Genomic DNA, 21,856 nt, shown 5'->3' on the forward strand with positions numbered 1-21,856 from the left:
AAGGGCCGGCGCAGTGTAGCGGTTTGTTCGAGGAACGCCACCGATCTCCTTGTTTGCAAGAAGATCGACTGGCGTTTGCCGCTTATATCAGCACGTTCGTGACCAGGCAGTCACTCAGACGTTCGGGCAGGGGACCGGAGCCCAGTCGCCCAGGTCCGGGTTCTTGCACATGCTGTTGACCTGCGACTGGCCGGCGGTGGCGACTTCCTGGCTCGCCGCTTTCTTGGCATTGGCGTCCTGCAGGGTCTTCTCGGTGGCGACCGCTTCGCTCGGCACCGTCGGCAGTTGCTTCTTGGCGACCTTCACGGGCGGCTTCTTGCCCTTGGTCTTGCCGGTGGTCGGTGCGACCACCGGATCGGTATCCGCGGTCGCCACGGTGACCACGTCGGTACGCTGCACACCCACCTGGCGCAGGTCCTGCTCGTAGGCCTGGGTGTAGTTGTTCAGGTCTTCGGCGTTGCGACCGTTGACCGCGACGATCAGGTCATTGGACTCCTTCAGGCCGGCGACGATTTCCGCCAGGCGCTTGCGACCTTCGGCATCGCCGATGGTCTTGGCCTTGCGGGCCGAGACCAGGTTGGCGAACTCACGCTGGTAGCAGCTCTGCGAAGCACGGGCATAAGCCGTGTTGCGATCCATCTCGGCCGCGCTCTTGCGGATGTCGCCGGCATAGGAGCTGATGCGCTGCTTGTCGTCGGCGATCTGCTTCTGCTTCTCGGTGTAGTAGCCCGCCGCACCACCGGCCAGCGCGCCGCCCGCGGCGCCGATGGCGGCGTTACGGCCGCGCTTGCTCGAATCGTCGCCGGTCAGCGCGCCGAGCGCGGCGCCGCCCAGGGCACCGAGCACCGCACCGGTGGCGATGGAGCGGGTCATGTCCGAATCGGTGGCACGCAGGTGCTGCACCGGCTCGTAGCAGGTCGGGTAGTACTCGACCTTGGTGCTGGCGCCGACCTTGGAGGTTGGCGAGGTGGCGCAACCGCCCATCAGCACGGTGCTGAATCCGGCGGCAACCCACAGCGCGGCGCGGCACCGCGAGGTTGAAACAAGGGGTTTGCTGGAGAAAATCATGTTCATATTTCCTTTCTTGGTTTGACTTGGCCGATGCGGCACCTACCGCCCGGATCCCCTCTACACTCGCCGGATTCCCAACACTCAGGGCTTCTGGGCGTTGGATGCGAGTAACGCTTTCAAGATCGTCGCCGGGTCGGCCCGCTGCTGCTTGCGATAATCGCCGACATGACGAACGAACAGGGTCGCCCGTGCCACCAGGCTGTTGCCGAGCACGGGTTTGCGACTGAGTTCTTCCTTGACCCGCTGGAACTGCGCCTGGATCACCGCATCGGTGTACCGCGTGGCCGTTGCCAGGTTGTCGATGTAGATCGCCACCGCGCCGTCCAGCGCGCTGGTGCCGTTGTCGATGGCGGTGGCGAACAGCGCGGCGCTGGCCTCGTCCTTGGCGTCGACGGCCTGCTGGCGGCTCTTCTTCAGGTTGGTCAGGCGGATGTTGTAGTTGTTGACGGTTTCGGCCACCAGCGCCGCCGACTGGATCAGGTTGCCGGCCGCTTCCTCGCGCTGGCGGGCGATCAGCGAGACGTTGCGCTTGAGCTCTTCGTTCACCAGCCCCAGTTCGGCCTGCAGCCGCGGGTCGGTGGTGCCGGAAATGATGCTGTCCAGGCGCTTGGTCGGATCCTGGACGTCGTCGATGGCATCGGTCAGGGCAGCCAGGCGGCCCTCCTTCTGCCACTGCTCGAACAGCTCCTTGTAGCGCGAGCGCGGCGCCGACAGCGCGCCGATGGCGACCCGGAAACCGGTGGTCTCGTTGCTCTGCTCGGTACCATCGGCGGCGAACAGCGGGTACTCGCGGCGCATGCCGGTGAACAGCGTGCCCTCGCCTTCCAGGTAGTTGCCCCCCTTGACCACGAAGCCGCCGTAGGCGCCCTGGCGGCGCCCGGCATGAACCAGCTGGAACGACTCCTGGACCATCTGCGCAGCGTTGCCGATCACGTCGAACAGGCCGATCGGGTTCGGCAGCTTGGTGCCTACCGGCATCAGCCGTGGCGCCTGGCCGGTGCCGCCGGCGACCTGGTTGAACACCGCATAGTCGGACAGCGGGCCGTCCGTGTCACTGCCCGGCTGCCGGCGCGGGAACAACCGGCCTTCCAGTTCCTGGCGGCTGACCGCCTGGGCACCGCGGGCGGCGTACTCCCACTCGACCTCGGTCGGCAGGCGAACGAAACCGGCGCCACCGTCCTCGGCCGAGCGACCACGACCGCTGACCGGCAGCCGGTCACGGTGGTACTTCATCAGCCAGGCACTGTAGACCGCGGAGAAACGCTCGGCATCGAAGCGCGACACCTTGACCTTGGGCAGGCGCCCGGCAATCCCCTCGGGCGCTTCGCAGGCCGGGGCCGGTTCGCCACTGGCCAGCGAGGGCGCCTGGGACATGACCAGTGCGTACTGGCGCGCCGTCACCGGGTACTTGCCCATGAAATAGAACATCGGTTTCAACGGCGAGCCGGCATCGGTCTTGGGCAGGGCCGGCGAGATCGCCTTCTGCCAATCGGCAGGCAGGTCCTTGAGGGTGAACTGGCCGTTGATGAAGTCCCGGCGGTAACCGGAAATGAACGACTGCTTGTAGCCCGGCTCGTCTTCGCTGAACGGGTAGCCGAGGCTGATCTCGCGGTCGTCCAGGGTGCCTTGGGCGAGGATGTAGACGTAGCGGAACACCATCTCGCCATCGCACGGCAGCGGCAGGCTGATATCGCCGCTCAGCGGCTTGGGGTTGTCCAGTTTGTTGGTGTCGTCGTCGGCCCACGCCAGGCCGCCTGCCCCCAGAGAAGCAAGGCCCAGGGAGCCGATCAACATCATGAAGGCCGCGCTGCGCAGCTTAAACATCTCTGATTCCTTCCGAAGCTTCTATCTGTGCCACTCGCCAGCCACCGAGGGCCGCAGCCAGAGCACAGACCGCCAACACCGAAAAAAGTGCCAGCATGTAATGGCGCCCTAGCAACTGGCTGGCGTATTCGCCGGCCACCTGCACGAACAGATGATTCAGGCCCTGCTCCGCGACGACGTACAACAGCACACTCAAGCCGGCGGCGAACAACCCGCTGTAGAGCGCCTGCAGCACCACGAACAGCAACAGGGCGCCGGTGCCCAGGCCGAGCAGGCGCAGCACCGACAGCTCGCGGCGCTTGCGCTCGACCGCCGCCAGCGCGCCGGCGAAGATCGCCGCGAAGGCCCCGGCCAGGGCCAGGGTGGCGATGATCCAGAATACGATGGACAGGTTGCGACTCAGCGACTGCACCTGGGCGATGGTCTGGGCCTGGGTCGAGACCAGCAGGCCACGTTCGGCGAAATAGCGGCGCAGCGGCTCGACGTCGTCAAGTTCGCGGGCGTACAGCCGGAAGGCCGGATACACCCGCTGCGCGGCGGAACCGGCCGGCTCGCCGCTCCAGCCGAGCATCGGCACACCACGGCCATCGCGATAATCCTCGGCAGCCTCCAGCAGCGCCAGCGGGGCGAACAGCGCATCGCGACCGAAGGCCTCCAGCGGCAGCACCGCCTGCACCTGGATCTGCGTGTGCTGGCTTTCCACCCGGCCGGCCACCTGACGCCCGAAGGACACTTCGAGCCAGTCACCGGCCTTGACCCCGAGCTTTTCCGCCGCGGTATGGCTCAACAGCATCGCCGCCAGCCCGGTCGGCGCCGGCAGGCCGCCGAGCAACGGGTCGCCTTCGGCGGTCGGCAGCATCTCGACGTTCAACGCCGGGCCCTGGCGACTGATCGACAGGTCGGCGGTCGCGGCGATCTGCCGGGTGCGCGGCAGGGCGAACGCCACGTCGTCGCGGCGCCCCAACTCGGCGATGTAGGCCGCGCCGAAGCGCCCGCCGCCCAGGGGAATGATCTCGCGCACCAGTGGGTCACGCTCCAGCCGCTCGGTCAGGCTGCTGACCAGGCCGAACTTGAGCCCGAACAGCACCAGCAGGGGTGCGATCACCGCCACCAGGGCCAACACCGAGCAGGCCGACAGCCGCGCATCGGCGCGGTAGTCCTGCCAGGCCAGGGCCGCCACCAGCGAAGCGCGCATCACGGCTGGCCTCCCAGGGTCGCGGTCACGCCGCCATCGGCGTCGCGCTGGCAGGTAATGCGCAGCACGTTCATGCCCAGGTCGCGCACCAGCACCTCATCATGGCTGGCGATCACGCAGCAGGCGCCCTGCTCCGCCACCTGCCCGAGCAGCAATTGCATGACCCGCCCGGCATTCAGCGGGTCGAGTGCGGCCGTCGGCTCGTCGGCCAGCAACAGCCGCGGCGCATGGGCCAGGGCCCGGGCACAGCCGACCCGCTGACGCTGGCCGACCGACAGGGCCTGGGGTTTCTTGTCCAACTGATCGGCGATTTCCAACTGCTCGGCCAGCCGCCGCACGCTGCCGTCGTCGGCCATGCCCAGCAACTTGCGCGACAGCTCGATATTCCCGCGCACGTCGAGAAAGCCCAGCAGCCCGCCGGTCTGCAGCACATAGCCGAGATAGCGGCTGCGCAGTTGCGCCAGCGCGTCCTGCCGTCCTTCGCGCCAGAGCGCGGCAATATCCTGCGCGCCGGCGGGCCCCTCGAAGGCGAACAACCCGGCGCGGTCAGGGGCCGAGACCAGCGCCAGCAGGTCGAGCAAGGTACTCTTGCCGCAGCCGCTGGGGCCGACCACCGCCCACTGCTGCCCAGGCGCCAGGCTCAGGCGCGGGATCACCAGGCTGTAGCGCTGGGCACCCTCACCCCGCGTCTTGCGTACGTCGCGCAGGCTGATCATCACGGCAGCGTCGACAATGGCACGCGGTACAGCGCGTCACCCGGCTCGGCATCGCCGAACCGGACCCAGTTGGCCACATCGTTGTGGAACGTCTCGTAGAGGCGGATCTTCGACTCCAGTTCGTCGATGAAATCCTCCTGTTCGGCCACGCTGAGCGACAGCCACAGATCCTGGGTCATGCTCAACGACTTGCTGCGGTACGGCAGGCCTTCGAGGTATTCGCCGAGCACTCCGCCATCGGCCAGGTTGCCGCCCTTGCGCAGGGCCGAGGGGTCGCGGCTCATGTAGGCACTGGCGCTGGCGATTTCCTGGAAGAAATCCTTCGGCGAGCTCTGGGTCTTGCGGGCGGCATCGACGATCAGCTTCAGCGACTGCTGCAGGTCGTTGAGCTGCAGCTTGGTCAGCATCACGCAGACCTGGAACGCCGGCAGCGCCGGGTTGGTCAGGTCGCGGTCGGCGGTCCAGGCGCTGACCAGTTGCGGTGCCTGGCTGGCACCCTTGCGACCGAGGAAGTCCATGTGCATGGCATAACCGATGGCCGCCGACTTGTCCGCCAGGCTCGGTGCCGAAGCCAGCAACGGCGCTGCCTGGGCCTGGTTGCTGCGCACCTGGTGCACCAGGTTGGCGAACACCGAACCGATCTCCTCGACCCGCTCGCCGAGCTTGTGCGCATCGCCGCCCTGGACCGGGATGTAGAGGTCGCCGATCTTCGGGTTGGCGTCGGCGGTCAGGGTACGGTACTGCTGCTCGGCGAAGGCGTGGTTCTTCTTGCCGGCCTCGCTGCGCAGGTGCAGCGCATAGATCTTGATCTGCTTGCTCAGCGCCGCCTGGCGGATCTCCGCCTCGTTCATCCGGGTGCTGCTGTAGGGGTCGTTCTTGCGCAGCGAACCGGCGTCGCTGACCAGCAGGATCAGGCGCCCGCCGTAGCCGGACCAGTCCATGCCGTCGACCGCCTGCATGATCCCGGCGAACGAGTCCTCGTTGAACGAATGGCTCGACACCGTGGAGGCCTTGACCTGCCGCGCCAGCTCCAGGAAACGCTCGGGATCGCGGCCCTGGTCGAGGGTGATCAGGGTCTTGCTCAGGTACTCAAGGCCAGGGGTTTTCTGGATGCTGTTGCGAAAGCCCACCATGCCGAAGCTGACGCTGTCCAGCTCGCCGCGCTCGGCGATCTTGCTCTGCAGCTCATGGACCACGTCGCGGACCTGGTCGATGTACGGCTGCATCGACACCGTGGTGTCGACCACCAGCACGATCGCGGTGCGGAACTTGTCCGCCGTCGCCACAGGCGCGCTACCGTTGCCGGTTTTCTGCGCGGCGCTGCCCGGGTCGATCGAGGCGACATTGAGCAACTGCACCGGCTGGCCGTTTTCGTCGAAGCTTTCCCGCGAACCGAAGATCGGCAGCAGGTAGAACTGGTTCTGCGGCACCGCGCTGGCCGCCGGCTCCAGGGCCAGCACCCGCTGGTTGTCGGCCGGGTTCTTCTGCGCGTTCAGCAACAGGTTCTTCGCCGAGGCCGGATTGGCCAGCAGCTTGTCGATATCGGCGGCATCGCGCAGGAACATCACCGGCTCACGCCCGGAGCGCTCGGTGAACTTGAGCACCAGGCTCTGCTTCCACTCGCTGACCTTGGCGCCCGGCAGCCAGCCTTCGCTGCGCCCGTCGCTGGCGGCACCGACGCGCAGCCAGGGCGCACCGTCGACGGTCTTGCGCTGGTAGACGTACAGCACCGAGAACGCCGGCAGCGCCTTGTCGGCCTGGCCACCGGGCGAGTTGTACAACTGCGCTCCGGGCTGGCTCAACACGCGCTGGAACAGGGTTTTCTTGCCGACCATAAGCAACGGGCGGTTGCCACCGTCCGCCTCGCCCGGCGAAGCCTGGGCAACCGGCGTCGTGCTCACCGGGTCTGCCGGCCTGTCCGAGGCGGGCGGCGTGCTCGACAGGGCAGGCGTCCCCGCCACCGGCGTGCCGGACGCCGGCGGCGTGGTGCTGGTGGTCGCTGGCGCCCTCAGCGGTTTGTCACTGCCCAGCCACCAGTAGCCGGCACCGGCGACGCCGATGGCCGCCGCCACCGCGACGGCCAGCAGGGCCAGTACCGGACCACGGCGCTGCTGCGAGTCGCCAGCGTCGCGCAGCACCGGCTGTGGACTCGGTGGCGGCGCGGGCTGGGGCGTTGGCCGCGAGGCCGGTTGCGCCGGCGGCGGGTTGGGAATTTCGATCGAGACCGGCGTCAGCCCGCCCAGGTCGGGGGTCGCCGGTTTCTCGGCCACCTTGGACAGGGCCAGGGGCTGGATCAGGGTCGACTCCAGCGCCTCCTCGGCCGGCAGATTGTCCAGCGCCGCCTGCAAGGCCGCGGCGTCGGCGAAGCGCTCCGCCGGATCCTTGGCCAGCAGCCGCTGCAGGATGTGCTGGTAGCGACCGTGCTGGATCGGCAGTTCCGGCAGCGGTTCGGTGAGGTGCGCCAGCGCCGTCGACAGCGCGTCGGTGCCGGTGTAGGGCAGCTTGCCGACGAGGATTTCGTAGAGCACCACGCCCAAGGCATAGAGGTCGGCACGGCCGTCGATCTCCTGGCCGCGCGCCTGTTCCGGGCTCATGTAGCTCGGCGTACCGACGGCGAAGCCGGCCTGGGTGAACTGGGTGCGGTCGTCCAGCGACTTGGCGATGCCGAAGTCCGAGAGCACCGCGGTGCCGTCGGCGCGGAACAGGATGTTGGCCGGCTTCACGTCGCGGTGCACCAGCCCCTGGGCATGGGCATAGCCCAGTGCCGAGGCGATCTGGCGGATGTACTGCACGCCCTGCTCCGGGCTCAGGCCGGCGGCGATGCGCTCCTTGAGCGTGCCGTTGGGCAGGTACTCCATGGCCATGTAGTACAGCTCGCCGACATTGCCGATATCGTGGATGGTCACGGTATGCGGGTGCGACAGCCGCGCCAGGGTCCGACCTTCGCGCAGGAAGCGCTCGCAGAAGGTCGGGTCGGCAGCCAGCGCGGCCGCCATGACTTTCAGCGCCACCTTGCGCTCCAGCGACCGTTGGGTCGCCAGATAGACGGTGGCCATGGCGCCTTCGCCAATCTCGCCGTCTATGTCGAATCCGGGAATCAGTATGTCCATGTGGGGAAGTGTCTTCAGGTGGCTTTGACGACGATCGCCGTAATGTTGTCGGGGGCGCCCCGGGTCAGGCCCAGGTGGACCAGGCTGCGCACCACGGCATAGGGTTCCGGATGAGCGAGCACGTCGCGGATCTCCGCGTCCTCGGCGGTCTTGTTCAGGCCGTCGCTGCACAGCAGAAAGCTGTCGCCGGGGAGCACCTGGAAGTTGCTCGTCGACAGTTCCAGTTGCGCCTCGACGCCAATCGCCCGGGTGACGATATTGGCCCGCGGGTGCACCCGTGCCTCGGCTTCACTGAGCAGGCCGCTGTCCTGCAGGTCCTGGACGTAGCTGTGATCGCGGGAAATGCTCTCCAGCTGGCCATCGCGCAGGCGATACAGGCGGCTGTCACCGGCCCACAGGCAGATCGCGGCGTCACCGCGAACCGCCAGCAGCACCACGGTGCTGCCCATCATCGACACCCCGCGGTTGCCGGCCTCTTCGCGAACCGCCGCGTTGACCTCGGCCAGGCGCGTGCGCAGGGCATTGCTGTAGATCGCCAGCGAGTCCGACGGCGGAATACGCCGCAGGGTGTCGACGATCAGGCTGGCGACATAGTCGCCCGCCGCATGCCCGCCCATGCCGTCGGCCACGGCCCACAGGCCGGCATCGGGCAGGTCGAGGCAGGCGTCCTCGTTGATCTGGCGCACCATGCCGACATGGCTGTAGCTGGCCGACTTGTAGGTGATTTCAGGGGTATTGGCCATTTAGCTCGCCACTCCCTTGCCCAGCAGGAAACTGCCGAAATCGGCGGTGGCCGGCAGCCCCTGGCAACGCATCAGGCCCGCGTCGATCCGCTGCGACCCCCGCCCCCACCACAGGCTCGAACCGACACAGGCCTGTTCGGCCAGGGCCTGGGCGCGGCTCTGGGCATCGAGCGCGGCAAAGCGCTGCAGACCGGCGAACTCGCTGCCCGGCGTCTTGTTGGCGTACACCAGCCGGCCGAGGTTCTGCACACCGTGTTCGAACGCCTCGAAACTGGCGCCCTCCTCCAGGGTCGCCAGCAACAGCGCTTCGGCCCGCTCGAACCAGTCATCGGCACCGCCGACCACCGTCGCCAGGGCATGCCCATCATCCAGCGGCTGGGCGATGCTCAACGGAAAGTAGCGTCCGACCCGATCGATGCTCGGCATCAGCACACCGGCCACCGCCTCCGGGCCGCAGACCCCCGCTGCCAGCACGAAGCGCCAGAGCGGGCTGACCAGGTACACGTTCAACCATTCGCTGCCCAACTGCTGCTGGCTGGCATGCAGCCCGGACGCCAGCCAGGCGTCCCACGGCTGCACGAAATCCTGAGGCAGTCCACGGCTGACGAAATCGCCGCGGCTGGCCAGCTTGCCGTAGTAACCGACTGTCGTCATAGGCGCTCCGGCAGGCTGAAGCCGCTGAGCACGCGGCTCTTGAACGGGTTGAAGGCACTGTTGGCGCGCAGCTCGTAGGAGATGCTCGCACCATCGACCCGCAGGCGCAGGTTGAAGCGGTCCGGCGAGTTGCCGGCCACCAGGTCCGACTGCTCCAGCAGGCGGAACCAGGCCCACGGACCGTCCAGGGTCACGCCGGAACGGCCGGTGGCCGAAGGAGGCGAGATCGACAGGCGCACCACGCCGATGCTGCCCGGATTCGGCCACTGCATCGCCACCGGGCGGCTCGGGCCGTGGTCGTAGCTGATCTGCTGGCCGTCGAGGTCGAGCAGGAACTGGGTGATCGAAGCATCCATCGCCACCGGCTTGAGCTCGAAGCGTACGATCGGCTGGGTGCCACCGGAGCGGAAGAACGCATCGCGAATCGCCGCGGCGCGCTGGAAGGTCTGCAGCACGCCCGGAGAAATCCCCAGCTTCTGCGCCGCCCCCGGCTGCCAGCGCCAGGTCGCCGTCGAGGTGTCGACATAGGGTTGCAGGTACTTGCGGAAGTAGTTGTCCATCACCCCGCCGACGCCGAAGAACTGGCCGAAGTCGTCGAGGGTCGCATCCCTGGAACTGCCGGGGGACAACGGATAACGCCCGCTGAGGGACTGCCGGTAGACGTTCACCACCTCGCTGACCCAGGCCGCGTTCAATTGGTTGCGCACCCCGCCCATCATGCTGTTGGTGGTCGAGCTGACCACCGACTTGACCAGGCCCTGCACCAGCGGTGGCTGCCGCTCGGCATTCAGGCTGACCCGGGCGGCGGCACCCGCGGCCTGGTTCTTGGCCTCACCGAGCAGGGCATCGCCACTGGCCCCGACCATGGCGCTGACCTGCACATACAGCGCGTTCATGTCCGCCAGCAGGCCATCGATGGCTGCCGGCTCGCCCTCGCCCTTGCTGACCAGCGCATTGAGTTCGGCGAAATGCGCGCTGACCGGGTCTTCGGCCGGTGCCGCCGGCGCGTCGCTGGCCGGCTGTTCCTGACCGAGCATCGAGCCCAGGCGCTGCTTGATCTGGTCGACGCCGCTGTCGACCTTCTTGCCCTGGGCCGCCAGCAGGCGCTCTTCCTGCTGCAAGTCGGTTTCCTTGGCCACCGCCACCAGCAGCTTCTTCAATGGCGAGGTCGGCCCGGAAATCACCCGCAGCACGTCGGCCGCCTGGGCCACGCTGGTGATCGGCACGAAGTCGATATCGGCCAGCAGCGCATCCCACTGCCGCAGGTAATCCTGGAAGTACAGCCGGCGCACATCCGCCGCCAGGCTGGCGACGTTCTGCTGCTCCCCCTGATCGCGGCCCAGCACCCACTGCTCTTCCGCCAGGGTCCCGGCCTGGTTCAGGCTGGCCAGCAGAAACGCCTCGCGGTAGCCCTTGGCGGTGAAGAACCCGCTGAGGGGTTCGCTCAGCGGCTTGCCGCTCTTGCGGCTGAACACCAGCGCGGCATCGCGGCCGGCGGCGTCGCTGATGCGGAAGTCACTGACTCCGGCCGGCAGCTTCTGGCGCTTGACCCGGTCATAGACCCGTTGCGCCACCGGCAGTTGTTGCAACTGCCGCCGCAGGTCATCGATCAGCCGCTCGTCCAGTCGCGCATTCGGCGGATGCCGGTCGAACAGCGCCTTGAGGTGCTCGCCCAGGGCCAGACGCTGATCCGGCGGCAGGTCGCGCGGCAGATTGCGGTCCCAGTCGAGGGCGATCCAGGCCTTGATGAACTCCGGGTCGTAGTGCTCGTTATCGGCCAGCATCAGATAGGCCTTCAGGCCCTCGTAGAGGAAGTCCGAGCTGCCCCCACTGCGCAACTGTTCCTCGACACGGGTCACCAGACGTGGCGCGAACACCGCGATCAGCAGCTTGCGATAGACGCTGGCGGACTCGGCCTCGAGCATGTCGCCCTGGTACAGCCCCAGCCCCTCGGACCAGCCCGGCGCATCGCCGGCCAGGTGCCGGACCGCATTGAGCAGCGGCAGCACCGCCAGCACGTCGCGTTGCGCCGGGCTGAGGTTCTGCACGCTCTGGCCCAGCGGTGCGACCTTCTGGTCGACCTGGGCGATATAGGCCTGGTTGGCCTTGTAGCTGATCAGCCACAGGGTGCTGACCAGCAGCACCACCGCCACCGTCGCCGCCAGTACGCCACGGGCCAGCCACTTGCGCCGCCGCTCGACCTTGGGGTTGACCCCGACCAGGCCGCGCTCGGCGAAGGCCACCGCGGTGAACAGCTTCTCGATGAAGTAACTGCGCCCGGTGCCGCTCTGGCGGGCCAGGTGCTGGCGGTCCAGGCTCATGCTCTGGGCCATGGCACCGATCAGACGGTCGATCGGGCTGCCTTCCTGGGTGCCGCTGGTAAAGTACACCCCGCGCAGCAGCGCGCGGTCTTCATAGGCGTTGGGCTTGAACACACCGTCGAGGAAGCTCTGCAGGCACTCGCGCAGCGCGCCGAACTGTTGCGGGAAACCATAGATCAGGTCACGCCGGGCCGGGTCGCGCTCCTGCTGCAGACGCTCCACCAGGCGCTCGTTGAGCCGCTGCTCCAGAGCCGCGAATTCGCCCTTGAAGTGCACCAGCGGGCTTTCGGCGTTCTTGCCGTCGTCCAGGGTGAAGGTCGTGCCCCACACCTGTGCCCGCTCTTCCTTGCTCAGGGAGTCGAAGAACTCCATGAAACCCGGCACCAGGTCGAGCTTGGTCAGCATCAGGTAGATCGGGAAGCGCACGCCGAGCTGGGTGTACAACTCCTGGATCCGGGCGCGGATCGCCGCGGCATGGGCCGCCCGTTCGGCGTCGGTGCCGAGCAGCAGGTCGGACAGGCTGATGGCGATGAACGCACCATCGATCGGCCGGCGCGAACGCTGGGTCTTGAGCAGGTCGAGGAAACCCAGCCAGGCCGCCTTGTCCACCTGGGCATGGCTGTCCTGGGTGGTGTAGCGGCCGGCGGTATCGAGCAGCACGGCCTCGTCGGTGAACCACCAGTCGCAGTTGCGGGTACCGCCGACACCGCGGATCGCCCCGGCGCCCAGTTGCGCGGCCAGGGGGAAATGCAGGCCGGAGTTGACCAGCGCGGTGGTCTTGCCCGAACCGGGCGGGCCGATGATCACGTACCACGGCAGCTCGTACAGGTTACGGCGCTCGTCGCCACCGAGCCGGGCCTTTTTCAGCAGGGCCAGGGCCTCGTCCATGCGTTGGCGCAGGGTCGCCAGCTCTTCGGCGGTGGCGACGCTGGCCGCATCCGGCGGCGTATCCGCGGCCAGGCTCTGCATGACCTTCGCCGCCTGGCGGCGGGCCTGGATCAGGCGGAACACGCGATAAGCGATCCAGATCGCGAAGATCAGGATGATCAGCGCCCAGCGCCGCCCTTCCGGCACCAGCACTTCCAGCAACGGGCCGACGAACCAGATGATCAGGCTCAGGGCGATCAGCCCCAGCACCGGGATCACCCAGCGAATGACAAAACCGAAAAAAGCCTTCACTCGACTCCCTCCGCAAAGACTGTGATTTCCACCCGGCGATTCTTCGCCCGGCCTTCGGCCGTGGCGTTCGATGCCAGCGGCTCGGTGTCGCTGCGCCCTTCGGCACTGAAGCGCTCGGGCTGGCCGGTCTTCGCCGCGAGGATCTGCAGCACCTGCTCGGCCCGCGCCTGGGACAACGCCCAGTTCGACGGGAAGCGCAGGGTGGCGATCGGACGGTTGTCGCTGTGGCCGGTGACCCGCACCTGGCCCTTGACCTTGCGGATCGCATCGGCGATGCGCAGCATCAGCGGCTGGAAGTCATCGACGATGCTGGCGCTGCCCGAGGCGAACAGTTCGTCGCCGCGGATGGTCACCACCGAACGGTCGACCTTGTCCTCCACCGCGACCTTGCCAGCCCTGATTTCCTCGGCGAGGAAACCGGCCAGGCGCGGCCGCTCGACCACCTTGGGCTGTACCACCGGCCGGTCGATGGTCTGCACCGGGATCTCGCCCAGGGCATGGATGTTCTTGAACACCGGCTCGGCGTCGGCGGCCAGCTTCATGCGCAGGCCGAACAGCAGGGCCAGCAGCAGCGCCAGGCCGATCGCCACGCCGACCCAGGGCGGCATGAACTGGCTGAGGCGGTCGCGGGCCACGGTCAGGCCGCGCCAGCGCGGCGACAGTTCACGCTCGTATTCGCCACGGGCACTGCGGATGGTCGCGGCGGTGCGCTCACGCAACGCCTCCAGCTGGCTGCGGCCGTCGTTCATGACCCGGTAGCGGCCTTCGAAGCCCAGGCACATGCACAGGTACAAGAGCTCCAGCAGGTACAGGCGCTCGCGCGGGCTCTGCAGGCAGTGTTCGAGCAGCTGGAACACCTTCTCGCCGCCCCAGGCCTCGTTGTGCACGGTGATCAGCAGACTCTGCTTGCCCCACTCGCTGGTACTGCCCCATGGGGTACTGAGCACCGCTTCGTCGAGGGCGGTGCACAGCGCATAACGCGCCAGCAGCACCTCGTTGCGCGCCACGCCGGCGGCCTCGGCACGCTCCTCGAACTGCCGCAGGTAACCCAGCAACTGCGCCCGCAGGCTGGCCGGGGCCGGATGGGCGATGGTGTTGCGCAGCCGGGTGAGCAGCGCCAGCAACGGGCCGGCGGCGCTTTCCAGCGGGTTCAGGCCCTGGGACTGGCCAATCGGCAGCGGCGCGGCCGGCATCGACAGCGGGGCGCTCGGCTCGGCCCGTGGCGCGGCCTGGGGCTCGCGGCCACCGGGCCGCGGCATGAACTGGGTACGGTCGTTGGGTACCGGGGCTGGCTGGCCCAGCGGATCTTCATTGGAGTGCATCGCCGCTTATCCTCGGATGGCCCAGAAAGCCAGGTTCAACCCCGGGAACTCCCCGGCGACATGGAACGCGAAGCCGCCGGAGTGCATCAGTTGCTTCCAGTGCTCGCTGCCACGATCGAGCTCGTAGTAGGTGGAGCCGGCGTGGAACGGGATCTGCCGCGGCGCCACCGGCAACGGCAGCAGGCCGATGCCCGGCAGTTGCAGGTTCACCAGGTCGCGGATGTGCTCCACCGAACCGATCTTGCTCTGCTGGACGAAACGCCCGCGCAGGGTTTCGCTGGGGATGTCGGCACGTACGACCAGGATGAAGCTTGCGTTGTCGATCAGCGTCCTGTCGGCCAGCATCGCCACATGGATGCCGTAGGCCTTTTCCACGATCGGGATCGGCGTCGCCTTACTGTCGATCAGCATCGACAGCGCCTCGCGCAGCGCCTGCATGACCGGGGCGAAGCTCAGCGCCAGGGCGTCGTGCTGGTACTGCGGATACTCGGCCGGGCGCCGGCCGGTCTGGGAAAAGGTGGAGAACTCGCCGGCCAGGCTCACCAGTTCGCTGTAGAAGCGTTCCGGGTGCAGCGGGCTCAACTGGCTCAGGTGGCTGATCAGCGGCTCGGCGCGGTTGACCAGTTGCAGCAGCATGAAATCGGCGATCTCCGAGGCGCCGCCGGCGCCCGAGGCGACCACGCGCCCGGCCAGCGCTTCACCACGCTGGTGCAGCAGGCCCAGCAGCTCGCTGCGAAACGCCGCCAGCGGCTTGCTCGCGGCCACGTCGAGCACCGGCGGGATATAGCTTTCGTCCAGCACCAGGGCGCGGTCGGCGCGTTTTTCCTTGATCCGTACCAGGCCGATGGCGGCGTAGTCGCTCAGGCCATCGCCCCCGGTCAGCAGGCGCAGGGCCCGGGAACCGACGGCCACCGGCGCTCGGTTCTCGAACGGCGCGTTGTCGTCACGCACCTCGCGCACCTGGCTCAGGTAACGCGCCCCGCCCAGCTCCTCGCCCTCGTCCACGGTATCGCGGGCACCGGCGCGCTTGAGCGGCAGCGCCAGGTAGATCACCCCGTCACGCAGGCTGTCCTCGATGCTCAGCGGGCTCGGCGCCAGGTCATCGTGGGGAATGTTGAACGGCGTGCCGTCCGGCAGCAGGCCCTTGGCGGAAACGATGGCCAGCTTGCCCTGGGCCAGCAGGCCCTGGTCGATCAACAGTTCGGAGAACCCCCAGGCACCGGCGGACAGCGGACGGCTGCGGGCGTCGATCAGGTTTTCCAGGTAACGGTCATGCTGCTGGAAGTGCTGCGTTCCGATGAACATGCCTTCCGACCAGACCACTCGATTGTTCCAGGACATGGCTTCTCCGTTTGCCTAAGGGGCGGAGCCTTCGACGGCGCTGCGCACGGCACGCACATCGAGGCTGATCTGATAGTCGGTGACCTGCCGGGGCTGGACGCTGAGTACGCTGCGCCACAACGCCTGGTCGATCTCGCGATAACCCACCACCAGCCCGACATGGCGGGTCGCGGGGTTGAGCGGCCGCTCGACGCTCAACTGTTCGCCGGGCTGCACCAGCACTTCGTCCTGGTCGATCAGGTCGGCGCCGAGGGTCGCCTGGGCCCGTTCGGCCAGGGCGAAATAGTCGGCTCGATTGAAGTTGGCGGTGTTCTTCAGCTCGAAAATGCGCACCCGCACCGGAGCCGGGGCCCCGTTGGCGCCGGGGTTGAGACCGCTGATGGCATGAAAGTTCAGGACAGCGGTGGCGCTGTCGGCCGCCGGCTCATCGGCAGGCGCTGGTGCGGCCGCGTCCTTGCTGCACGCATTGAGCAGCAGCGTCATGGCCGCTGCCAGTAAAACTCGGTGAATCATCCTGCGTCCTCAGTGACGGTCTGGCTTTCCGTTGAATCCGTTTGTTGCCTTCAGCCTGCAGAACCTGCCGGGGGACTGGCCCTTGTGGGAGCGGGCTTGCCCGCGAAAGCGCCCTCAAGGCCGTCACCCGCCTCAACCTATCCCCTGCCCAGCCGCGCGCTGTGTTCCTCGTACGCCCGACTGAACTCGCGTCCGAACAGGTCCTGGAAGTCGTCCTCGGCCTCGCGGGAAATCCGCGAATACAGCTCGGTGAACTGCTGCCAGTACTGCGCCTGGCGCGAACCGCCGAACAGGTTCGACAGGCCGCCCGGGCGGCTCATGCGCGCCTCCAGTTCGGCCGGCTCGAAACGCTTGAGCAAATGCTTGATCGCCGCTTCCACCCCGGCCATGACCGCCAGTTGGTGCGCCCGCAGGTCGTCGAAGCTGTCGCGGACCGCCTGGTCCGGCGCCATGAATGCCTGATTGCCGTGGCGCAGCAGAAGCAGCAGCGCCTCATCAGCATTCGGCGCGAACTTCAGCGGGTTGTTCTCCACCGGCCGGATCATCGTCTGCTGCATGCGGAACTCGCCCTTGAGGCTGCTGCGGGCACGCAGGACGTCGATCAGGCCCTCGACCATCAGCCGGTAGCTGCGGCCGACCGCCTCCATCTGCGCTTCCACCTGGGCACCGTCGATGCGTAGCTGGTCGAGCCCGGCGCCCCGCAGGAAGGCCTGCAGCAGGTCGGCCTGCGGGCTTCCCGGTGGCACCGGGGCGGCCACCGGAGCAGGCTGCGATACGGGCTGCGGTGCGGGGATGGGCGCAGGCTCGGGTGCGGCGACTGGAGCCGGAGCCGGAGCCGGGACAGGCTCCACCGCCAGGGGTGCCGGAGCAACGACATCGGGCATCACCACCGGGATCGGCGCCGGTTGGCCGACCGGGGCCTTGGGTGTATCGCCGAACAGGTCCCAGTCTTCCGGAATCATGTTCATACCGGGGCTGGCGACCGGGGCCGAGGGAATCGGCGGGGTCGGCGCAATCACCGGAGCAGGCGGAGCCACTGGCGTCGGCGGGCGAAAATCATGCTGTTGCGCCGGCACATGATCCGGTACGGTCGCCGGCGGCACGCTCGCGGGCGTCAGGAAGTCGAACAGATCGGGGAAGGTGTCCATCGCCGAGCCGCCCTGGAAATGCGCCGGGATGCTCGCCGGCTGGGGCGTCGGCGTGGGAGCGGCCGCGGCACGCCCCATCAGGGCCTCGAAACTGTTGGAGGTGTCCACCCCGGACAGGGGCGAATCGGCCAGTTGCAGGTTGAAGTCGATCCGTACACGGATTTCATACTCGCCGATCCGGATGATTTCGCCATCCTGCAACAGCTCGCTGTTGCCCCGGCGTAGGCGGATACCGGAATTGACCAGTTCCACGCCATTGGTACTGTTATCCGTCAGATAGTAACGACCCTCCCTGTATTGGATAACACAATGTCGTGAAGAAACCAGCCGCTCCGGATCGGGCAGCACCCAGTCATTCTCAGGACTGCGGCCAATTGCCATCACGCCCTTGTCCATGGTCTTTTCGGGACATTGGCCAGGGGTGATCTTGTGATAACTAGTAATAGTCAAGCACAGCGACATTGCGCCTCCTTGCAGTACTTCCACGCACAGCCGGCCCGCTGCGGTGTTCCTGCAGCAAGCGCGGTCCGGGCCTTCCGGCCCCGGGGTAAAACCCCATTGTTTTCAGCCATTTCGGCGAAACTGGAAGATTCTACCCACAATTTTTCTACAATCGTACAGGCCCTGACCCGGTAGTCGACGGCCTTGCCGAGCCCGTCACAACTGTAACAAAGGGTGAGTAGCTTACCTTGACAAGCCCCAAGTACTACACCAAAAATGCACAACTTCCTGTTTATACATGATGGCCGTGTGATATCAAAGTCCCTATATCCACGAGAATTATGAGAATTTCCCCGAGGGAACTTTCTCGGGAAATAGCTGGCACTTTGCCAGGCGATAAGGAGATCGAACTTGCTGGACCTGCCGTTGTTGCTTGCTGCTGTTTCCGCGAACTCGCCCTGCGGCGAGGACCTGGAATATGACGCGCAATTCCTGCAATTGGAACGTGATGCCCAGGGTAAACCCGAGCGCATCATGGGCGACTCCGTGCAACCGGCAGAACCGCCCGCCTGGCGTGTCATCGAGCAATCGAGCACGGCCCTGCTGCAACGCAGCAAAGACCTGCGCATCACCCATTTCCTGGCGCAAAGCAGCCTGGCCCTCGAAGGCTTCGCCGGCCTGCGCGACGCCCTCGAACTGATTCACCAGTTGCTCCAGCAATACTGGGGCGAACTCTATCCCTTGCTCGACGCCGACGACGACAATGACCCCACGGTGCGGGTCAACGCCTTGTCCGGCCTGGCCTGCGACACCAACGTGCGGTTGTTGCGCGAAAGCGTGCTGACCCGCTCGCGGGCCTTCGGCACCGTAACCCTGCGCGCCGCACTGAACGCCAGCGGCCTGTTGAGCTTCGCCGACGAGAGCCTGAGCCCCGACGAACTGAGCGGCGCCCTGCGCGATACCGACCCGGATGAACTGGAGGCCGTGCGCAACGCCATCACCGAGGCCCGCAGCACGCTGGAAGCCATCGAGCGCTTCGTTTCCGAACAGGTCGGCTCGGCCCAGGGGGTCGACCTCAGCGCCCTGCGCCAACCGCTCAAGCTGGCGTTGCAGGTGCTCGCCGAATACGCCCCGGGCGGTGCCGCCCCGGCCCCGGAGGCTACCGACGGCACCGGCGACAGCAGCGAATACCCGTCGGCGGACGCTCCCGCGGTCGCGGCGCCACGTGCCACCGGCGAGATCGGCAACCGCGACGACGTGTTGCGCAGCCTCGACCGGATCCTCGCCTACTACACCCGCCACGAGCCTTCGAGCCCGCTGCCGGTGCTGTTGAACCGGGCGAAGCATCTGGTCCACGCCGACTTCGAGGCGATCGTGCGCAACCTGATCCCCGACGGCATGTCCCAGTTTGAAAACCTGCGTGGTCCGGAAGGCGAATAAGCCTGAACCCTCCGCGCAGTTACGTTAACGGCCTATACCGATGACGCCTACACCGTCGCAACAGCGACCAGGAGCAGCAACGTGGCGAAGCAAAGTTCTCAGAAATTCATCGCGCGCAATCGCGCGCCACGGGTCCAGATCGAGTACGACGTGGAACTCTACGGCGCCGAGAAAAAGGTCCAGTTGCCTTTCGTGATGGGCGTGCTGGCCGACCTGGCCGGCAAACCCGCCGAGCCGCTGGCCGCCGTCGCCGACCGCAAATTCCTGGAGATCGACGTCGACAACTTCGACTCGCGTCTCAAGGCCATGAAACCGCGGGTCGCGTTCAACGTGCCGAACGAGCTGACCGGTGAAGGCAACCTGAGCCTGGACATCACCTTCGAAAGCATGGACGACTTCAGCCCCGCCGCCGTGGCGCGCAAGGTCGACTCGCTGAACAAGCTGCTCGAGGCGCGCACCCAGCTGGCCAACCTGCTGACCTACATGGACGGCAAGACCGGTGCCGAGGAAATCATCATGAAGGCCATCAAGGATCCGGCGCTGCTCCAGGCCCTGGCCAGTGCGCCAAAGCCCCAGGACTCCGAGCCCAGCGCTTAATCAGGACGAACGATCATGACCCAGTTGCAGCAAGACAATCAGCCTCTGCAAAGCGGCACCACCGAACCCAGCGAATTCGCCAGCCTGCTGATGCAGGAGTTCAAACCCAAGACCGAGCGTGCCCGCGAGGCCGTCGAGGGCGCCGTGCGCACCCTGGCCGAGCAGGCCCTGGCGCAGACCGACCTGGTGTCCAACGACGCCATCAAGTCGATCGAGTCGATCATCGCCGCCATCGACGCCAAGCTCACCGCCCAGGTCAACCAGGTGATCCACCACCCCGAGTTCCAGCAGTTGGAAAGCGCCTGGCGTGGCCTGCACTACCTGGTCAACAACACCGAAAGCGATGAACAGCTGAAGATTCGCGTGCTGAACATCTCCAAGCCGGAGCTGCACAAGACCCTGAAGAAATTCAAGGGCACGGCCTGGGACCAGAGCCCGATCTTCAAGAAGATGTACGAAGAGGAATACGGCCAGTTCGGCGGCGAGCCCTACGGCTGCCTGGTCGGCGACTACTACTTCGACCAGTCGCCACCGGATGTCGAGCTGCTGGGCGAGCTGTCCAAGGTCTGCGCGGCGATGCACGCGCCGTTCATTTCCGCCGCCTCGCCGACCGTGATGGGCATGGGCTCGTGGCAGGAACTGTCGAACCCGCGCGACCTGACCAAGATCTTCACCACGCCGGAATACGCCGGCTGGCGCTCCCTGCGTGAATCGGAAGACTCGCGCTACATCGGCCTGACCATGCCGCGGTTCCTGGCCCGCCTGCCCTATGGCGCCAAGACCGACCCGGTGGAGGCCTTCGCCTTCGAGGAAGACACCGACGGCGCCGACAGCAACAAGTACACCTGGGCCAACGCGGCCTACGCCATGGCGGTGAACATCAACCGCTCGTTCAAGCACTACGGCTGGTGCTCGCGGATTCGCGGCGTCGAGTCCGGCGGCGAGGTCGAAGGCCTGCCGGCGCACACCTTCCCGACCGACGATGGCGGCGTGGACATGAAGTGCCCGACCGAGATCGCCATCTCCGACCGTCGTGAAGCGGAACTGGCGAAGAACGGTTTCATGCCGCTGCTGCACAAGAAGAACACCGATTTCGCCGCGTTCATCGGCGCCCAGTCGCTGCAGAAACCGGCCGAGTACGACGATCCGGACGCCACCGCCAACGCCAACCTGGCAGCGCGCCTGCCGTACCTGTTCGCCACCTGCCGCTTCGCCCATTACCTGAAGTGCATCGTTCGCGACAAGATCGGTTCGTTCAAGGAAAAGGACGAAATGCAGCGCTGGTTGCAGGACTGGATCCTCAACTACGTCGACGGCGACCCGGCCCACTCCACCGAAACCACCAAGGCCCAGCATCCGCTGGCGGCGGCGGAAGTGGTGGTCGAGGACGTCGAAGGCAACCCGGGCTACTACACCTCCAAGTTCTTCCTGCGTCCGCATTACCAGCTCGAAGGCCTGACCGTGTCGCTGCGCCTGGTGTCGAAGCTGCCATCGGCGAAGGGGGCGTAACCCCACAGGCGCTGTTTTCCCCGATGGGAGCAGGCTCCCATACGGGGAAGGCGTCACCCGTAATAACGGCGACCTCGCCATCGACGGCAGGTCCTGGCTAACAACCTCGTGGTGCAGACCACACTGGAGAAAACATGGCTGTTGATATCTTCATCAAGATCGGTGACATCAAGGGCGAGTCCATGGACAAGGCCCACAAGGACGAAATCGACGTCCTGAACTGGAGCTGGGGCATGTCCCAGTCCGGCAACATGCACATGGGCGGTGGCGGTGGCGCCGGCAAGGTCAACATCCAGGACCTGTCGCTGACCAAGTACGTCGACAAGTCCTCGCCCAACCTGATGATGCACTGCGCCAGCGGCAAGCACGTCGACAAGGTCACCCTGGTGGTGCGCAAGGCCGGCGGCGAAAGCCAGGTCGAGTACATGAAGATCGACCTGAGCGAAGTGCTGATCACCTCGCTGAGCACCGGCGGCTCGGGCAGCGATGATCGCCTGACCGAAAACGTCACCCTGAACTTCGCCCAGGTCCAGGTCGAGTACCAGGAGCAGAAGGCCGACGGTTCCAAGCAGGGCGGCCCGGTCAAGTTCGGCTGGAACATCCGCTCGAACACCAAGATGTGATCCTCGTGCCCCCGACGCCCGGCGTCGGGGGCACCTGGCGCAACACCCCCGAATTCGATTCATTGCCGGTGTCCAAGCATGGCCAAGCCTGCGCTTCCCGATCCGTGGA

The 21,856-nt window shown here is 66.7% G+C and carries 16 protein-coding genes; 4 read left to right on the plus strand and 12 right to left on the minus strand.

The window, feature by feature from the left end; all coding sequences use genetic code 11:
• Positions 1-114 precede the first annotated feature (114 nt).
• From tagQ to tagH, 12 genes are all read right to left on the minus strand, one after another.
• The gene (tagQ, locus tag ACMGT0_RS00265; RefSeq protein WP_416771026.1) at positions 115-1,068 is read right to left on the minus strand and encodes a type VI secretion system-associated lipoprotein TagQ; all 954 of its coding nucleotides are present in this window, start codon (positions 1,066-1,068) and stop codon (positions 115-117) included.
• A gap of 84 nt (positions 1,069-1,152) precedes the next feature.
• Positions 1,153-2,895 carry a formylglycine-generating enzyme family protein gene (locus ACMGT0_RS00270; RefSeq protein WP_054061160.1) on the minus strand — a complete coding sequence of 581 codons (1,743 nt, stop codon included), beginning with the start codon at positions 2,893-2,895 and terminating at the stop codon, positions 1,153-1,155.
• The gene (locus ACMGT0_RS00275) at positions 2,888-4,090 is read right to left on the minus strand and encodes an FtsX-like permease family protein (protein WP_054063487.1); all 1,203 of its coding nucleotides are present in this window, start codon (positions 4,088-4,090) and stop codon (positions 2,888-2,890) included. Before ACMGT0_RS00275 ends, ACMGT0_RS00270 begins: the two co-directional genes overlap by 8 nt.
• Positions 4,090-4,806, minus strand: a complete 717-nt coding sequence (locus ACMGT0_RS00280; RefSeq protein ID WP_054063486.1) for an ABC transporter ATP-binding protein — start codon at positions 4,804-4,806, stop codon at positions 4,090-4,092. Before ACMGT0_RS00280 ends, ACMGT0_RS00275 begins: the two co-directional genes overlap by 1 nt.
• Positions 4,806-7,916, minus strand: a complete 3,111-nt coding sequence (locus ACMGT0_RS00285) for a serine/threonine-protein kinase (protein ID WP_416771029.1) — start codon at positions 7,914-7,916, stop codon at positions 4,806-4,808. The genes ACMGT0_RS00280 and ACMGT0_RS00285 overlap by 1 nt, the downstream gene beginning before the upstream one ends.
• A gap of 14 nt (positions 7,917-7,930) precedes the next feature.
• The gene (locus ACMGT0_RS00290; RefSeq protein WP_054063484.1) at positions 7,931-8,659 is read right to left on the minus strand and encodes a PP2C family protein-serine/threonine phosphatase; all 729 of its coding nucleotides are present in this window, start codon (positions 8,657-8,659) and stop codon (positions 7,931-7,933) included.
• Complete coding sequence (gene tagF, locus ACMGT0_RS00295) at positions 8,660-9,313, minus strand: type VI secretion system-associated protein TagF (protein ID WP_416771031.1); 654 nt, start codon at positions 9,311-9,313, stop codon at positions 8,660-8,662.
• A complete protein-coding gene (gene tssM / locus ACMGT0_RS00300; protein WP_273819926.1) occupies positions 9,310-12,813 on the minus strand; it encodes a type VI secretion system membrane subunit TssM in 3,504 nt (1,167 codons plus the stop codon). Before tssM ends, tagF begins: the two co-directional genes overlap by 4 nt.
• The gene (locus ACMGT0_RS00305; RefSeq protein ID WP_054063481.1) at positions 12,810-14,135 is read right to left on the minus strand and encodes a DotU family type VI secretion system protein; all 1,326 of its coding nucleotides are present in this window, start codon (positions 14,133-14,135) and stop codon (positions 12,810-12,812) included. Before ACMGT0_RS00305 ends, tssM begins: the two co-directional genes overlap by 4 nt.
• 6 nt (positions 14,136-14,141) lie before the next feature.
• The gene (gene tssK, locus ACMGT0_RS00310; protein WP_054063480.1) at positions 14,142-15,476 is read right to left on the minus strand and encodes a type VI secretion system baseplate subunit TssK; all 1,335 of its coding nucleotides are present in this window, start codon (positions 15,474-15,476) and stop codon (positions 14,142-14,144) included.
• 15 nt (positions 15,477-15,491) lie between these two features.
• Entirely contained in the window at positions 15,492-15,989 is a 498-nt protein-coding gene (gene tssJ / locus ACMGT0_RS00315) for a type VI secretion system lipoprotein TssJ (protein ID WP_054061550.1), read from the minus strand.
• A 137-nt stretch (positions 15,990-16,126) separates the two neighbouring features.
• Positions 16,127-17,599 (minus strand): type VI secretion system-associated FHA domain protein TagH, encoded by a 1,473-nt coding sequence (tagH, locus tag ACMGT0_RS00320; protein WP_416771034.1) that lies wholly within the window; start codon positions 17,597-17,599, stop codon positions 16,127-16,129.
• A 393-nt stretch (positions 17,600-17,992) separates the two neighbouring features.
• Between tagH and tssA the strand changes: the two genes are divergently transcribed.
• The 4 genes from tssA (at position 17,993) to ACMGT0_RS00340 (ending at position 21,747) form a co-directional block, all read left to right on the plus strand.
• Positions 17,993-19,018: a type VI secretion system protein TssA gene (gene tssA, locus ACMGT0_RS00325; protein WP_054063503.1), complete on the plus strand. Its 1,026-nt coding sequence runs from the start codon at positions 17,993-17,995 to the stop codon at positions 19,016-19,018.
• A gap of 81 nt (positions 19,019-19,099) precedes the next feature.
• Positions 19,100-19,615: a type VI secretion system contractile sheath small subunit gene (gene tssB / locus ACMGT0_RS00330; protein ID WP_054058364.1), complete on the plus strand. Its 516-nt coding sequence runs from the start codon at positions 19,100-19,102 to the stop codon at positions 19,613-19,615.
• Between the two features lie 15 nt (positions 19,616-19,630).
• The gene (gene tssC / locus ACMGT0_RS00335; RefSeq protein ID WP_054058363.1) at positions 19,631-21,124 is read left to right on the plus strand and encodes a type VI secretion system contractile sheath large subunit; all 1,494 of its coding nucleotides are present in this window, start codon (positions 19,631-19,633) and stop codon (positions 21,122-21,124) included.
• 134 nt (positions 21,125-21,258) lie between these two features.
• Entirely contained in the window at positions 21,259-21,747 is a 489-nt protein-coding gene (locus tag ACMGT0_RS00340; protein ID WP_054058362.1) for an Hcp family type VI secretion system effector, read from the plus strand.
• The last annotated feature ends 109 nt before the right edge of the window (positions 21,748-21,856 follow it).

Origin of the sequence: Pseudomonas sp. RHF3.3-3 (assembly GCF_048069595.1) — a bacterium.
In the GTDB taxonomy this organism is placed as follows: domain Bacteria; phylum Pseudomonadota; class Gammaproteobacteria; order Pseudomonadales; family Pseudomonadaceae; genus Aquipseudomonas; species Aquipseudomonas fuscovaginae_B.

Coding starts and splice junctions, on each gene's coding strand:
- ACMGT0_RS00270 (WP_054061160.1), bottom strand. CDS start 2,895: ATGTTTAAGCTGCGCAGCGCGGCCTTCATGATGTTGATCGGCTCCCTG.
- ACMGT0_RS00275 (WP_054063487.1), bottom strand. CDS start 4,090: ATGCGCGCTTCGCTGGTGGCGGCCCTGGCCTGGCAGGACTACCGCGCC.
- tssK (WP_054063480.1), bottom strand. CDS start 15,476: ATGTCCTGGAACAATCGAGTGGTCTGGTCGGAAGGCATGTTCATCGGA.
- ACMGT0_RS00285 (WP_416771029.1), bottom strand. CDS start 7,916: ATGGACATACTGATTCCCGGATTCGACATAGACGGCGAGATTGGCGAA.
- tssC (WP_054058363.1), top strand. CDS start 19,631: ATGACCCAGTTGCAGCAAGACAATCAGCCTCTGCAAAGCGGCACCACC.
- ACMGT0_RS00280 (WP_054063486.1), bottom strand. CDS start 4,806: ATGATCAGCCTGCGCGACGTACGCAAGACGCGGGGTGAGGGTGCCCAG.
- tagF (WP_416771031.1), bottom strand. CDS start 9,313: ATGACGACAGTCGGTTACTACGGCAAGCTGGCCAGCCGCGGCGATTTC.
- tssJ (WP_054061550.1), bottom strand. CDS start 15,989: ATGATTCACCGAGTTTTACTGGCAGCGGCCATGACGCTGCTGCTCAAT.
- tagH (WP_416771034.1), bottom strand. CDS start 17,599: ATGTCGCTGTGCTTGACTATTACTAGTTATCACAAGATCACCCCTGGC.
- ACMGT0_RS00340 (WP_054058362.1), top strand. CDS start 21,259: ATGGCTGTTGATATCTTCATCAAGATCGGTGACATCAAGGGCGAGTCC.
- ACMGT0_RS00290 (WP_054063484.1), bottom strand. CDS start 8,659: ATGGCCAATACCCCTGAAATCACCTACAAGTCGGCCAGCTACAGCCAT.
- tagQ (WP_416771026.1), bottom strand. CDS start 1,068: ATGATTTTCTCCAGCAAACCCCTTGTTTCAACCTCGCGGTGCCGCGCC.
- ACMGT0_RS00305 (WP_054063481.1), bottom strand. CDS start 14,135: ATGCACTCCAATGAAGATCCGCTGGGCCAGCCAGCCCCGGTACCCAAC.